Here is a 14,566-nt window from a genome sequence, read left to right on the forward strand (position 1 = left end):
CCCCACCCGCGAGCTACTTGCTCTGCCGTTTCGGTGGCCGTGGCAGAAAATAGCTGGTTCGCTGCTGATATTCGCGATACCCCGGACGCTTCTCCATGCTCCGTTCCAACAGCCGAGCCCCGGTGGCGAACACCAAGAAGTACGTCATCGCGACAGGCGACAGAATCGTGAACACCCCAGGCCACGCCGAGGCCGAGACGAGGAACAGTCCCCACCACACTGCCGAGTCGCCGAAGTAATTGGGATGCCGCGTCCAGGACCACAGACCTCGGTCCATGATCTTGCCCTTGTTCGACGCGTCCGCCTTGAACGCCTTCAATTGCGCGTCGCCCACTGCCTCGAACGTCCATCCGAGTAGCCAGACCACTACGCCGAGTACGACGACGGGTAGAACCGATCCGTGTGAAACGGCGGAAACCTGCAGTGGAAGGGACACGAACCACAGCGCAACCGCCTGCGTCAGATAGATTTTCCGCAGGGCGTACCAGGTTCTGTTGCCGGTGGCCTTGGACAGCAGCTCGGTGTACCGCGGATCCTCCCCGTGTCCGCGTGAGCGCTGCACCATGTGCAGCGCAAGACGAAGCCCCCACACTCCGACGAGCACGACCAGCAGGAGTCGTCGCCACAGATCACCGGTTCCGGTCGCAGCCGAGATCAGCGCGATCAGAACGAAGCCGCCACCCCACGTCACATCCACGACATTGTGTCGTCCGATACGGGCACCGACGAGGGCGGTGATGATCATCAGGACAGCAGTACCGCCGAGACTCGCCAGTGACACGGTGAAGAAGTCGGACCAATTCACCGCGCGGCCACCCACACCGGGCGGACCGGTTCCATCCCGGACGACCCCTCGACCGGGCGAACGGACAAGATCTGGTCGACGCCCATCCTGTTGTCCCGGAATGCCATTCCCCCGCCGATCAGGTACAGCCGCCACACGCGAGCGACCTCTTCCCCGACCATCGCCACCACGTCGTCGTACCGCGCCTCGAAGCGCTCCGTCCAGACATCGACGGTCCGCACGTAATGCTCGCGCAGAGCATGGACGTCGCGAACCTCGAGTCCGGCCTCCTCGATCATCGCCACTGTCCGCCCTACCGGTCGCATGTACATGTCCGGCGCGATGAACGATTCGATGAACGCGCCGCCGCCGGGGTTGTCGCCCTCCCTCCGCGACATCTGCTGAATCAGTACGCGTCCGCCGGGTTTCACGTTGGCATGCAGTGCGGCGGTGTAGGTCGGGTAATTGGCTTCTCCCACATGCTCGCCCATCTCGATCGACGCCACTGCGTCGAACGGACCGTCCGGAATCTCCCGGTAGTCCTGGATTCGGATCTCGACGTTGTCCTGCAGTCCCCGGTCGGCGATTCGCTTGTCTATGAAGGCTTTCTGTTCGCGCGAGATGGTCACTCCGACGACCTGCGCGCCGTACTCCTGAGCCGCATGCAGACTCAGGGAACCCCAGCCGCAGCCGACGTCGAGAAACCGCTGACCTGGCTTCTTGTCCAAACCGACCTTGCGACAGACGAGATCGAGCTTGTCTCGTTGGGCATCGTCGAGCGTGTAGTCGGCCGAGTCGGACGTCCAGTATCCGGAGGAATACGCCATGTGGGAATCGAGGACGAGTTCGTAGAAGTCGTTCGACAGGTCGTAGTGGTGGCTGATCGCAGCGCGGTCACGGAGCACCGAATGCAGCCGTCCTTTCACCGAGGCCTGCGACACCGGCGGCGGCAATGGGCGGCCGAACACTCCGAGATCCTTGGCCAGTTTCGCCAACCGCAGTAGCGACGCCGGCCCCGGGCGAACGGCCGCGAGTCGACGCTCACGCACCACACCCCAGACGTGATCGAGAGCTGCAGCAAGGTCGCCGTCGACGTCCAACTCTCCGGTGACGTACGCCTGCGCAGCACCGAGTTCACCCGGGCTCCAGAGCAATCGACGAAGGGCATTCGGACTTCGCAACAGCACTCTCGGTGCCGAGGCATCCCCTGCGACGGATCCGTCCCACGCGTGCAGCCGAACGGGAAGCGGACCACCCACCAGGGGTTCTATCAACTCGGCGATCCGATGCGCGACTCCGACGCCGCGCTCGGTCCGGTCTGCGGTAAGTGTCGAGGCAATCATCGCTTGTCCCTTCGGTCGAGCACGATCTGCTGAACATCGAGGTACCCGGATCGAAACCCGGCCTCCGAATAACACAGGTAGAAGTGCCACATACGCGCGAACACCTCGTCGAATCCGAGAGCTTCTGCCTCACAGCGATATTCACGGAATCGACTGTCCCACAGCGCGAGGGTGCGCGCGTAGTGGTCACCCATGGACAGGCGCTCCCGAACCCGGAGCGAGGTGTGCTGCTCGGTCACCTCCTCGATTGCCCGCACCGACGGCAGGAAACCTCCGGGAAAGATGTACTTGTGTACCCAGGTGTAGGTGTTTCGGGTGGCCAGCATCCGGTCGTGTGGCATCGTGATCGCCTGCAGCGCAACCCGACCGCCCGGCGCGAGCAACGAGTCGATCGTCTCGAAGTACGTTCTCCAATACTGATGCCCGACGGCCTCGATCATCTCGACCGACACGATGGCGTCGTACTCCCCGTCGACCAGACGATAGTCGAGAAGATCGATCTGCACTCGATCCGCGTAACCCGCAGCGGCACAACGCTTACGCGCGAGCTCTTGCTGCTCGACAGACAGTGTCACCGACCGGACCGTCGCACCACGAGCGGCTGCGCGGATGGCCAGCTCGCCCCATCCGGTGCCGATCTCGAGGACCCTGGTTCCTTCGCCGACGCCTGCGCGATCGAGTAGCCGGTCGATCTTTCGGCGCTGGGCGTCGGCGAGCTCCATGCTGTCGTCGGGTCCCGATCCGGCGAACAACGCACTCGAGTAGGTCATGGTCTCGTCGAGGAAGAGCTCGAACAGCTCGTTCGACAGATCGTAGTGACGCGAAATGTTGGATCGAGTGTTCTTCGTCGTATTGCGTTCACTCCGTGGAGGTTTCGGGACGTAGAGCCCACGGAGTCGCTGCAAGGAATTGGGAATCAGCGACGCCATTCGACGAGCGAAGACCTCGAGCACAGCGGTGAGATCCTCGGCATCCCAGTCTCCGGCCATGTATGCCTCACCGAATCCGATGAGGCCGCTGTCGCCGACGCGCGCGGCGAAGTCGTGTGGCCGATAGACCGTCATCAACGGTGCGTCGGACGATCCGGCCCCGATCACTGTGCCGTCCGGCATCGCGACTCGGACCTGCAATCCCGCGACCGCACGACGGAAGAGAAAGTCGGCAACGGGCGCGGCGACCGCAACTTTCACGCCACCGGGAACGTGGGCGATCTGGGGCCAGACCCGAGGATCGACGAGCGGGCGCGGCCCGGCACCGGACGGGTGCGACACGGAATCGGTTCGAGACACCGTTGTCATCTGTGAGCTCCTTCCTTCTGAACTCTCCGCGCCCCCGGAGGGGCAGGTTTCTGCACGATCTTCAGACCCCGCGCCCAGAGCCGAATGCCCTGCCAGCGAATCTGTATCACCACTCGCAGCGGTGCCATCGGGATCTCGAGTGCGGTACGAAGAATCGATCGCGTCGTCACCTGGCGGCGACGGCCGACGACGGTCGCCACGAACGGAGGGTGGCCGAGACGTTCGAGGACGATCGACAGCCGGAGTGTGGCGTCCGGCTCGGGCAGCTGCATGGAGTACTCGCCGTCGACGTCGTTGAACGGTGAGACGTAGAACTCTTTGGTAGTCCGTGCCTCACCGTGACGACCGGTGTCCAACAGGTACCGGTATCGCTCCCCGTAGGTGTTGTGCACCTCGGCCACCACGCAGCGGAGGTCTCCGTCGCGGTCGTGACACCAGTACACAGTCAATGGGTTGAACGTGTGCCCGAACACCCGCGCGCTGGCCAACATCGTGATGCGACCGCCGCCGAGATCGATTCCACTCTCTGCCAAGAAGGCATCGACGTTCTGGCGAATGGTGGCACCAGGGGCACCCATGTGGTCGCGGGAATCGAATGATGCGAGTGGCCGCAGGATCCGCGGCAGTTCGGGAAGTGCGTCGAGGTCGACGAACCAGCTGTAGCTCTTGTACGAGAACGTATTTCGTATCGGTGCTCGTCGGACGTGATCGATCCGAGTGAGATACAGCGCCGCCCCGTGCGCCCGGGTGTTCGGCAGAACCGACGTCAGAGCCACGAGGCCCCCACCCGTTGCGCGGCGCGCGCTCCGGACAACGCACCGTCCTCGTGGAATCCCCACCCGTGGTATGCCCCGGCGAACGACACCGTCTCGGTGTCCAGTTCGGGCAGCCGACGCTGCGCTGCGACGGATTCGGGGGTGTACTGCGGGTGCTCGTAGGTCATCTCGTCGAGCACCGTGTTCGGGTCGATGCGATCTGCTCCCCCGAGGGTGACCAGCATCCTTCGATCGCTGTCACCCAATCGCTGCAACCTCGTCAGGTCGTAGCTGACCAGAACTCGATCGGGTTTGGCGCTACAGGACGGGAGGTGGTAGTTCCACGACGCTCTCGCTCTGATGTTTCGTGGCAGCACCGACGAGTCGGTGTGCAGTGCAGTGTGATTGACCGAATACGGCATAGCTCCGAGAACGCTGTGTTCGAGCGCAGTCGGCTCCGCGAGCATCTTCAGCGCGGCACCGGGATGGACTGCGATCACGGTGGCGTCGAACGTGCGCAGGTCGTCGTGGCCGTCCCGGATCTGCACCGAATCCCCGGACCGGTAGACAGCATGTACCGGATTGTCGAGCAACACCTCGTCGATGTGCTCCGCAACCCGACGAACGTATTCGATCGACCCGCCGGTGACGGTACGCCAGGTGGGAGATCCTGTGACGGTGAGCATTCCGTGGTGGCGGAGAAAAGTGAACAGGTAGCGAGCCGGGTAGGCGAGAGCAGTGTCCGGATCGCACGACCACACCGCGGACACCAACGGTGTCATGAAGTGGGATTCGAAGTATGCGGAGAACGAGTGCTGCTCCAAGAATTGAGCGAGCGTCGTCTCGGTGTCCGCGGCGTCCTCGCGCTCGAGTAGCTCGGTCGCCAGACGATGAAAACGCTTGACGTCGAGCAGCATCGAGACGAAGCGAGGCCGCAGGACCGCGGTCCGCTGCGCGAGAATGCCCCGCATTCCCTGTCCGCCCGAGTATTCGAGCCCGCAGCCGTCGCACCGAACGGACATGCTCATGTCCGAATCCTGCGTCGGCACGTCGAGCTCGTCGAACAGACGGAGCAGCGTCGGATACGTGCGGTCGTTGTGCACGATGAACCCGGTGTCGACGCCCACCGGACCACCGGGGCCGTCCACGAAGTGGGTGTCCGCATGGCCGCCGAGCCGAGAGTCGGCCTCGTACAACGTCACCGACGAGTTCTTGGACAGCGCGTATGCCGCCGTGAGGCCGGCCACCCCGCTGCCCACGACGGCAACACGGCGGGTCACGACGATTCTCCCCTGCAGCCCGTCGACGCACCGGATTCGCTCGAATCGGTTCGCACTCTTGACTCGTCGGCGATACGGAGAACGAAGTCACGAGTGACGCGCGACCACACGCGCGGATCACGCAGCATGAAATGGCCTCCAGGCACCGAGAGATATTCGGCGTCGGCACCGTTCGCCATTGCGCGTTCGGTCGCACGACGGGAGGTTCGCGGGTCGGTCCACCGGTCGGCAGTTCCGTGCACCACGAGCAGCGTGCGATTCTCGTCGAATCCGTCGGCCTCCGTACCCTGCGGCCACCACGGAGCAAGCGCAACGACACCCGCGATCGACGGGTCGTCGATCAGCGCAGCAGCTGTGCGCCCGCCCATCGAGTGCCCCACCACGACCACAGGAACTCCGGGATTGCGGTCACGAATGCGGCGCAGCGCCCACCGCGCGTCCTCTACCGGCGTCCGTTCGGGGGCGTTCCAGCCGCGGAATCGACATCGCAGTTGTTGGACCGAGATGTCGCGGCTACGTCCGGCCCGCCGAAGCGTCCAGGTGAAGGGCCACATTCTCAACCCCGCCAGGTGCCACGGCCTGCTGCGCGCGCGACTCACGTCCTTGCCACCGCTCAGAACCAATACCACCATCGACGGCGACGACAGCCGCTTCCCCGTGTAGAGAACTGGGGTCCGCTGGTTGCTCATGCTCTCTATTCGGCACCGAGCCCCCTGCGGGTGGGACCGGGTCGACAGCAGTGTTTGTGAGGTGTCCGACACAAAAAAAGACCGGGCCGAGAGAAAGTCTCTCGGCCCGGCCTTCACAGTGGAGCTGCCGGGAATCGAACCCGGGTCCTCTGCTGCATTGCCAGGGCTTCTCCGTGTGCAGTCCGCTATGCCTCTACTTGGATCTCCCGATCTCGCGAACAAGTCAGGATGACGATCCCAGCCACTGTTTGATGTTCCTCATCATCCCGCGGCCGGATGAATCGGTAAGCCCTCTAGCTGATGCCAGTACCCGGGCCGAGGGCAAGCCCGGACTGACAGACACGCAGTCGCTACTTAGGCAGCGAGTGCGTAGTCGCGCTGATTGGAATCGGCGCTTATAAGGTTGCGATGACGCTTACGGTGGTCTCTCGCCTGCACCGACACGCTTCCCCTGACTCAACATACAAAGTCGAAACCGTTCAGCCCCGTATGTTCCCGAACACCGTGTCCGGGCTGTTCAGTGTAACGCGTCGATCGGCCATATTCATCCCGTTAACGGCCGGCAGGTCCCTGCGCCGCGGCTGCACCGGCGTCGGACTCGACTCGATCCACTACTGTCCGCAGCATTCGACGAGCAACGGCCCTGCGTACGGGCAACGACGCGTACCACACGGCTCGCCCGGCCAATCCGCGAGGAAAGAACACGAGTCGCTGTTCGATCGTCGGCTGCTTGGCGGTGCCACCGACCGTGAGATCCAACCACGCCTCTCCTGGCAGCCGTCGCGACGACTTCAGCCGGGTGGTGTGTTCGGTTCCCGAGGCGGACGCATCCGGCCCCGTGGCGTCACGGTGCCAACCGGCGAGCACCTCGGCGTCGGCCAATCGTTCGAGCGCGGGCCGAATGGTGCTCGAACGCGCGCCGCTTCGGGCCACCCGGGTATCGGTGTAGACGACCTCTCCAGCCCAATCAGGGTCGGAGGGAAGCGGATCCGACGGGGCCGCAGTTCCGGTGGCGTCGGTCCACCGTGTCTCGACTTCGCCGTCGTCGATCTTGCGTAGAGCCAGACGCACCGAATCTCGGTAGCCCGTCAAGCCTTCGGCCGGACGTGGAACGACGGCGTCGATATCCATTTCGTGACCGACGGCGTCGTACTGCAACGATTCGATGAGCGGCATCGCCAATCCGCGCGGAATCGGCGTCACCAACCCGATCCAGTGACCGGCCAGGCGAGGCGTCAACACCGGCAGCACGATGATGCGACGCTGCCGCAGACCGGCGACGTCGGCGTAGATGTTCATCATCTCGCCGTACTGCATGACGTCCGGCCCGCCGATGTCGTACGTGCGGGACTCGGTGACCGGAGCGCTCGCGGCCCCGATGAGGTAGTGCAGCACGTCGCGTACGGCAATCGGCTGAATACGGTTGTGCACCCACCGTGGGGTGGTCATCACCGGCAACCGATTGGTCAGGTGGCGAATCATCTCGAACGAGGCCGAACCGGACCCGATGACGACGCCCGCCTGCAGCACGATCGTCGGGACACCCGACTCGATCAGAATACGCCCGACCTCGGCGCGTGACTTCAGGTGTGGCGACAGCTCTCCCGTCGGCGGATGCAGGCCACCGAGGTACACGATGCGACCGACGCCGCAATCCGCAGCGACGGTGGCTACGTTCTCGGCGCTGTCGCGTTCGGTGTCGGCAAAATCGGAATGGCCCGCGGTGCCCATCGAGTGCACCAGGTAGTACATGACGTCGACGTCGCTGAGCGCATCCTTCAGCGACTCCCGATCACTCAGGTCACCCTGGACGATCTCGACGTCCGCCGCCCACGGAACGTTGTCGAGCTTGCTCGGGGTCCGGGCCAATACGCGAACCCGGTAGCCCTCTTCCAGCAGACGCGGTGCCAGACGACCGCCCAGATATCCCGTGGCACCGGTGACCAGCACACGCGGCCGAGACGACGCGTTCTCGGACGTGGGGACATCGGAGGTAGAACCGGAAGCAGTCATAAACGGGTTCATTACCCGTGCGAGGGCAAGTTCAACCCGCGAGCGCGATCATCGCGATTGCCCCGAGCGCCAACGCCATTCCCACCTTCTGTAGTGCGCCGACCCGTTCGCCGAGCATCACCATCGCCAGCAACACCGTCGCAGCCGGATACAGCGAAGCGATGACGCTCACCAACGACAGCAGACCGCCCTCGTACGCGTAGATCATCGCGGCGTTGGCGACCACGTCGAGCACGCTGACGAACGCGGCAAGTTTGAGCACGCTGCCGTGGGGCGGTGCGAAATGCCCCGACGCCAACGCCACGGCCCAGACCACCGCGGTGGCCGATGCGCGGGACGCCGCGAGGGGCCACAGCCCACTGCCGTCACCGATCTGATGCAGGAAGATGAAGGCGAAGGCGAACGTCACACCCGACCCGACCGTAAGCCAGGCCACGGTGCGGGTGAACTTCATGTCGCGGCCGCCCGCGACCTCGCCGGTCACCTCGTCCGGTGACTCCTTGCTGACCAGCACGACCGCCACCAGGGCAACGGCGATGCCCACGAAGGCGATGACGCCGGGACGCTCACCCATCGACAACCCGACCAGAACGGGGATTCCGGCGACCAGCACTGCCGTCACCGGGGACACCACTGCCATCGGCCCAGCCGCGAGCGCGAGATAGAACCACCACACGGCGACGCCGCCCGCCACACCCGACGCCAGGCCCCACAGCATCGCGGGGAGTTCGATGGTGCCGCCGACGAACGGAGCGACGAGCAACACGATGACGAGTGACAGCGGATAGGACACGATGACCACCCGCAGGGCTGCGACTCGACGGGACGCGACACCGCCGACGAAATCGCTCACCCCGTAGCCCACAGCAGCTACCAGAGCGAGCAGGACAGCGGTCAGCGCATGCCCTTCACTCGACGCCCGAGCTCACGAGTGACCTCGCGTTCGGCGGTGCGCTTGGCCAACGACTGTCTCTTGTCGTAGTCCTGCTTGCCTTTGGCCAACGCCAGTTCGACCTTGACCTTGCCGTCCGAGAAGTACATCGACAGCGGCACCAACGTCAGGTTTCCCTCTTTGACCTTGCCGGCCAGGCGGTCGATCTCGCGACGATGGAGAAGAAGTTTGCGGTTTCGACGCGGCGCGTGGTTGGTCCAGCTTCCGAGTGTGTATTCCGCGATGTGCAGCCCGCGCAGCCAGATCTCGCCGTCGTCGACGGTCGCGAAGGCGTCGACGAGGGAGGCCTTGCCGTCGCGCAGGCTCTTGACCTCGGTGCCGACGAGCGCGACTCCGGCCTCGACGACGTCGAGTATGGAGTAGTTGTGCCGTGCCTTGCGATTGGTCGCAATGGCCTTGCGGCCCTTCTCTCTCACTGCAGGGCCCTTTCTCGAGCGTTCGATGCGTGACGCCGCCTCATCGGCAACCGCTCCAGCATAGAACCGATCGGCAACCGAATTTATTCGCGCACGTAGAGGCGCAATGTGATGTAGGCGGTGACCGCCGCCATTCCCACTCCGACGAGTGCCAGGAACGGCGAGACCAACAGCACGTCACTGTTCGATATCCGGGCCAGAATATTGGCTTGATAGACGTCGGAGAGGACGTCGTCGATGAACATGTTCTTCGCGGTGAACAGCCCGGCAATCGCCAGCGCCGAACCGACCAGAGCTGCGACCACGGCTTCGAGGAGGAACGGCAGCTGGGTGTACCACCGGGTGGCGCCGACCAGCCGCATGATTCCGACCTCGGTTCGTCTGGTGAACGCAGCGATCTGGACCATGTTGGCGATCAGGAGGATCGCAGCGATCGCCTGCACGGTGGCAATCGCGAACGCTGCGTTGCGTACTCCGTTCAGGACGCTGAACAATCGCTCCACCAGGTCTCGCTGGTTGAGCACGCTCTGCACACCCGGACGGTTCTCGAAGTTGTCGTTGATCACTCCGAATCGCTCCGGGTCGCTCAGACGCACCTTGAACGAGGCCGGGAAACTGTCGGCACTGACCAACTCGGCCAGTTCGGGTTGGTCCTTGAACACTCGCTCGGTCGCATCCTTCACCGCGTCCTCGCGGTTGAGGTACTGCACCGAGACCACGGAGGGTGTGTTCTCGAGATCCGAGCGCAACGTAGCGCACGTCTCCTGGGCACAGTCTGCGTCGGTGGCAGAGATGTCGTCGGTGAGGAAGATCTGCACCTCCACCCGGTCGAGGAAGATCTGCTGGGTCTTTCCTGCCATCTGCACCACGAGCAATCCGCCGCCGAACAGACCGAGGGAAATAGCGGTCGTCAAGATCATGGCGATCGTCATGGTGATGTTGCGGCGAAGCCCGGTGAAGACCTCACTGAAGATGAAACTTGCGCGCATCGCGGAATCCGAGCCCTTCGATTCGTTCGGTCGAGAAGTCTGAGCGGTCGAGTTCGGTGGTCGGCGTCAGCGGCCGACGCCGTAGACCCCTCGGGCCTCGTCACGAACGACTCGTCCGTTGTCCAGTTCCACGACGCGTCGACGCATGGAATCGACGATGTGGTTGTCGTGGGTCGCCATCAGCACGGTGGTTCCGGTGCGATTGATGCGCTCGAGCAGCAGCATGATGTCCTGACTGGTGTCCGGATCGAGGTTTCCGGTCGGCTCGTCGGCGAGCAGCACCAGCGGTCGATTGACGAACGCCCTGGCGATCGCCACACGCTGCTGCTCACCACCGGACAACTCGTTGGGCAGACGGTCGGACTTGCCGCCGAGTCCCACCAGATCCAGCACCTCGGGAACAGTGCGCTTGATCATCGATCGAGGCTTGCCGATCACCTCGAGCGCGAACGCGACGTTTTCCACCACGGTCTTCTGCTGCAGCAGTCGGAAGTCCTGGAACACGCACCCCATGCTCTGTCGTAGCCGCGGGACGCGACGAGCAGCGAGCCGGTTGACGTGAAAATCCGCTACGTGGATATCGCCGGACGTCGGCGTCTCTTCCTTGAGCAACAAGCGCATGAATGTCGACTTACCAGACCCCGAGGGCCCGATCAGAAACACGAACTCGCCTTTGTCGATGGAGACCGTCACCTTGTCCAGAGCGGGCCTGGTCGAGGTCTTGTAGGACTTGGACACATTCGAGGTGCTGATCACGGGTCGCCAGTGTAGCCCTTACCCGTCGGTAACCGCCGGAAGCGAGCGGGTGCCGCGGCGAGTCCCGAGAGCCGGTAAAGAGTGCCTCAGCGCGACGAGGTCGGTGCAGGCCGGGACGGGATGAGCGACTGAATCGCCGGCGGGATGGGCACGCCGAACGGGGCGGTCGTCGTGGTCGGCGGGGCGGTGGTCGTCGTCGACTGGGTACCGGTGTCGTCGGCGCTCGTCGACGACTCCGGGTCGGTGGTCGTGCTGGGTGTGGTGGTCGACAGACGTGAGGGGGTCGGTACGTACGTCTGCGATTCGCTCGGTTGCGTGAGCTCGTCCGGGCTCACCGCAACCGGCCCCTGAACCGCTTCCCCGTTCCTCTCGGCGATATCTGCGCTGACCTGCCCGTACAGCAGAGCGGTGAGCACGAAGCAGATTCCGAACGCCACGGTGGAGGTTCGGACGCGGCCGTAGATCTTGGCCGGAATGCGCCACTGCCGCCAGTTTCGTTGCGAGCGTTCGGTTCCGGTATCGGGTGTACTCACTGGTCTTCCGTTCGATCTCGTCCCGATGATTCCGGTGCAACTCCGGCCGTGCTGACGTCGGGGGCAACGTTGATGCCCTCGGGCTGCAGCGCAGCGGCGACTCTCACACGCAGCTCTCGTCCCACCTGGAATTGCTTGCCCGGCAGCGTCCGCGCGACCAAGCGCACGTTGACCTGCCCCACCTCGATGCTCTCCACACCCATCACGGTCGGTTCGTCGAGTAGGAGCGGACGCAAGTGTGAATCTGCGAACGCATCGCGGCCGACCGCACGCAGAAGCGCATTCACCTGAGTCAGATCGGCGGTACTGGGGACCGGAACGTCGACGACGGCGCGAGCCCAATCCTTGGACAGGTTGATCGCCTTGACGATCTGCCCGTTCGGCACGGTGATGACCTCGCCGTCGACGCTACGGACCCGCGTCACTCGGAGCGTGACGTCCTCGACGGTGCCCTCGGCATCCTCGGCGGAGCCGTTGACGGCGATCTGCACCACGTCACCGAAGCCGTACTGGCGCTCGGTGATGATGAAGAAGCCGGCCAGGATGTCTTGCACCACGCGCTGAGCACCGAAGCCGAGGGCTGCACCGATGACAGTCGCGGGTGCCACGAGTCCACCGACCCCGAAGCCGAACCGGCGCAGCACCTCGATGGTGACCAGGATGTAGATGAGCGTGACCAGCACCCAGGTGATGACCTGAGCCAGAGCATGACGGTGTTTGGCGGCCTCCGACCGGACGAGCGCGTCGCTGTGCTGGTAGTTCTGGTCGATGCGGGCAGTGATTCGAGATCCGGTCCACGTGACGAACCGCGCGGCCAGTAGCCCACCGAGGATGTACAGCACGATTCCGAGGCCGTTGAGCTTGACCTCGGGCGTCACGTTGAGCCAGGCCGTCATCGGTTACTGCTCCCCTCGCATTCGCCAGCGAATTCCCGATTCCAGGAAGCCGTCGATGTCTCCATCGAGAACAGTAGACGGATTGTTGACCTCGTACTCGGTACGCAAATCTTTGACCATCTGGTACGGGTGCAGCACGTACGAGCGCATCTGATTACCCCAGGAGCTGCCGCCGTCACCCTTGAGCGCGTCCATCTCGGCCCGCTCTTCCTTGCGCTTGACCTCGAGCAGCTTGGCCTGCAGCACGCGCATGGCCGACACCTTGTTCTGCAGCTGCGACTTCTCGTTCTGGCAGGTCACGACGATTCCGGTTGGAATATGCGTCAACCGGACGGCGGAGTCTGTGGTGTTAACCGACTGCCCACCTGGCCCGGACGAGCGATAGACGTCGACCCGAATGTCGTTCTCGGGGATTTCGATGTGGTCGGTGGTCTCGACGACCGGAAGCACCTCGACCTCCGCGAACGACGTCTGGCGTCGACCCTGGTTGTCGAACGGGCTGATCCGGACGAGCCGGTGCGTGCCTTGCTCGACCGACAACGTTCCGTAGGTGTACGGGGCCTTGACGGCGAACGTCGCGCTCTTGATTCCGGCCTCTTCGGCGTAGGACGTGTCGTAGACCTCGACGCCGTACCCGTGCTTCTCCGCCCAGCGGATGTACATGCGCATGAGCATTTCCGCCCAGTCGGCGGCGTCGATTCCGCCGGCACCGGAGCGAATGTTCACAAGGGCGTCGCGGGCGTCGTACTCACCGGACAGCAGAGTTCGAACTTCCATGGCAGCGATGTCCTCTCGGAGCGAGGCGCGTTCGGCGTCGGCGTCAGCGGTGGCGGACGCGGCGGCCTCGCCCTCTTCGCCCTCGGCCAACTCGTACAGAACCGGCATGTCCTCGAGCCGCTGCCGGAGCTCCTCGACGCGGCGCAGTTCGGCCTGCGCATGGGAGAGCTGACTGGTCACCTGCTGAGCGTGTTCCTGGTCGTTCCACAGGTCGGGTGAGGCGGCCTGATGTTCCAGCTCGTCGATGCGTCGCCGCAGCTCCTCGACGTCGAGAACGGACTCGACTGTGGACAGAGTGGTGTCGAGCTCGGCGAGGTCTGCAGAAACGTCGGGATGCACGAGAGTCAAGGTTACCGGCACACGAACCCGTCCCCGACCGCCCCCGAAGACGCATGCTCATCCAGGGGTTCGAACCGTGCTGATTCGAACCCTGTTCGGGCACCTCGTCCGCTGTTAGCTTTCGACGCGTCGACATATGCGCACGTCGACATCACTGCCGCCGCACGGTGCCAGCGACATTCGATGGACACAGGAGTCTCGTATGACCGTCACCGACCAGTACCTCGAGAACAACAAGGCATACGCCGCCCAGTTCGACGGCCCTCTACCGCTGCCGCCGTCGAAGCACGTCGCGGTGGTCGCGTGCATGGACGCCCGGCTCGACGTCTACCGGATTCTCGGCCTGGCAGACGGGGAAGCACACGTGATCCGCAATGCAGGTGGGGTGATCACCGACGACGAGATTCGTTCACTGGCCATCAGCCAGCGGCTGCTCGGCACCAAGGAGATCATCCTGATCCACCACACCGATTGCGGCATGCTCACGTTCACCGACGACGAGTTCAAGAACGACCTCCAGGAGGAGACCGGTCTGAAGCCCAACTGGGCTGCCGAGTCGTTCCCGGATCTGAACCGCGACGTTCGGCAGTCCTTGGCGCGCATCGAGCTCAGCCCGTTCGTCACGAAGCACGAGTCGCTGCGCGGGTTCGTCTTCGATGTTGCCACCGGAAAGTTGAACGAAGTCACCGGATAGGCCCGGCCACCCATATTGCCGCGTACGAGCAGGCCCGTGCGCGGCGATAGTC

15 protein-coding genes and 1 other RNA gene are annotated in these 14,566 nt (G+C 64.1%); 1 reads left to right on the forward strand and 15 read right to left on the reverse strand.

The window, feature by feature from the left end; translation table 11 throughout:
- Positions 1 to 13 precede the first annotated feature (13 nt).
- The 15 genes from J1M81_RS09050 to prfB all read right to left on the reverse strand — a co-directional run bounded on the left by J1M81_RS09050 (position 14) and on the right by prfB (position 13,820).
- The gene (locus J1M81_RS09050) at positions 14 to 745 is read right to left on the reverse strand and encodes a DUF1295 domain-containing protein (protein ID WP_094622506.1); all 732 of its coding nucleotides are present in this window, start codon (positions 743 to 745) and stop codon (positions 14 to 16) included.
- A 56-nt stretch (positions 746 to 801) separates the two neighbouring features.
- Positions 802 to 2,127 (reverse strand): cyclopropane-fatty-acyl-phospholipid synthase family protein, encoded by a 1,326-nt coding sequence (locus J1M81_RS09055; protein ID WP_206497948.1) that lies wholly within the window; start codon positions 2,125 to 2,127, stop codon positions 802 to 804.
- Positions 2,124 to 3,425 carry a cyclopropane-fatty-acyl-phospholipid synthase family protein gene (locus J1M81_RS09060; protein WP_204857490.1) on the reverse strand — a complete coding sequence of 434 codons (1,302 nt, stop codon included), beginning with the start codon at positions 3,423 to 3,425 and terminating at the stop codon, positions 2,124 to 2,126. The genes J1M81_RS09055 and J1M81_RS09060 overlap by 4 nt, the downstream gene beginning before the upstream one ends.
- Positions 3,422 to 4,201, reverse strand: a complete 780-nt coding sequence (locus tag J1M81_RS09065; protein ID WP_204857489.1) for a DUF1365 domain-containing protein — start codon at positions 4,199 to 4,201, stop codon at positions 3,422 to 3,424. Before J1M81_RS09065 ends, J1M81_RS09060 begins: the two co-directional genes overlap by 4 nt.
- Positions 4,192 to 5,478, reverse strand: coding sequence for an NAD(P)/FAD-dependent oxidoreductase (locus J1M81_RS09070; RefSeq protein WP_204857511.1), 1,287 nt, complete (start codon positions 5,476 to 5,478; stop codon positions 4,192 to 4,194). The genes J1M81_RS09065 and J1M81_RS09070 overlap by 10 nt, the downstream gene beginning before the upstream one ends.
- Positions 5,457 to 6,149 (reverse strand): alpha/beta hydrolase, encoded by a 693-nt coding sequence (locus J1M81_RS09075; RefSeq protein ID WP_206497949.1) that lies wholly within the window; start codon positions 6,147 to 6,149, stop codon positions 5,457 to 5,459. Before J1M81_RS09075 ends, J1M81_RS09070 begins: the two co-directional genes overlap by 22 nt.
- A gap of 116 nt (positions 6,150 to 6,265) precedes the next feature.
- Positions 6,266 to 6,636: a transfer-messenger RNA gene (gene ssrA, locus J1M81_RS09080) on the reverse strand.
- 65 nt (positions 6,637 to 6,701) lie between these two features.
- A complete protein-coding gene (locus tag J1M81_RS09085) occupies positions 6,702 to 8,162 on the reverse strand; it encodes an SDR family NAD(P)-dependent oxidoreductase (RefSeq protein WP_241257830.1) in 1,461 nt (486 codons plus the stop codon).
- A gap of 31 nt (positions 8,163 to 8,193) precedes the next feature.
- On the reverse strand, positions 8,194 to 9,048 hold the full coding sequence (locus J1M81_RS09090) for a DMT family transporter (protein ID WP_072692108.1): 855 nt from the start codon (positions 9,046 to 9,048) through the stop codon (positions 8,194 to 8,196).
- An 8-nt stretch (positions 9,049 to 9,056) separates the two neighbouring features.
- Positions 9,057 to 9,530, reverse strand: a complete 474-nt coding sequence (gene smpB, locus J1M81_RS09095; protein WP_027496576.1) for an SsrA-binding protein SmpB — start codon at positions 9,528 to 9,530, stop codon at positions 9,057 to 9,059.
- Between the two features lie 83 nt (positions 9,531 to 9,613).
- Entirely contained in the window at positions 9,614 to 10,519 is a 906-nt protein-coding gene (ftsX, locus tag J1M81_RS09100) for a permease-like cell division protein FtsX (protein WP_032366335.1), read from the reverse strand.
- 66 nt (positions 10,520 to 10,585) lie between these two features.
- Positions 10,586 to 11,275 carry a cell division ATP-binding protein FtsE gene (gene ftsE / locus J1M81_RS09105; protein WP_027496574.1) on the reverse strand — a complete coding sequence of 230 codons (690 nt, stop codon included), beginning with the start codon at positions 11,273 to 11,275 and terminating at the stop codon, positions 10,586 to 10,588.
- 86 nt (positions 11,276 to 11,361) lie between these two features.
- Entirely contained in the window at positions 11,362 to 11,808 is a 447-nt protein-coding gene (locus J1M81_RS09110; protein ID WP_206497951.1) for a hypothetical protein, read from the reverse strand.
- A complete protein-coding gene (locus tag J1M81_RS09115; RefSeq protein WP_027496572.1) occupies positions 11,805 to 12,704 on the reverse strand; it encodes a mechanosensitive ion channel family protein in 900 nt (299 codons plus the stop codon). The genes J1M81_RS09110 and J1M81_RS09115 overlap by 4 nt, the downstream gene beginning before the upstream one ends.
- A 3-nt stretch (positions 12,705 to 12,707) precedes the next feature.
- Positions 12,708 to 13,820, reverse strand: a complete 1,113-nt coding sequence (gene prfB / locus J1M81_RS09120; RefSeq protein WP_027496571.1) for a peptide chain release factor 2 — start codon at positions 13,818 to 13,820, stop codon at positions 12,708 to 12,710.
- A gap of 202 nt (positions 13,821 to 14,022) precedes the next feature.
- Between prfB and J1M81_RS09125 the strand changes: the two genes are divergently transcribed.
- Positions 14,023 to 14,514, forward strand: coding sequence for a carbonic anhydrase (locus J1M81_RS09125; RefSeq protein ID WP_027496570.1), 492 nt, complete (start codon positions 14,023 to 14,025; stop codon positions 14,512 to 14,514).
- The last annotated feature ends 52 nt before the right edge of the window (positions 14,515 to 14,566 follow it).

Source organism: Rhodococcus sp. KRD175 (assembly GCF_017168275.1).
Taxonomy (GTDB): Bacteria; Actinomycetota; Actinomycetes; order Mycobacteriales; family Mycobacteriaceae; genus Rhodococcoides; species Rhodococcoides fascians.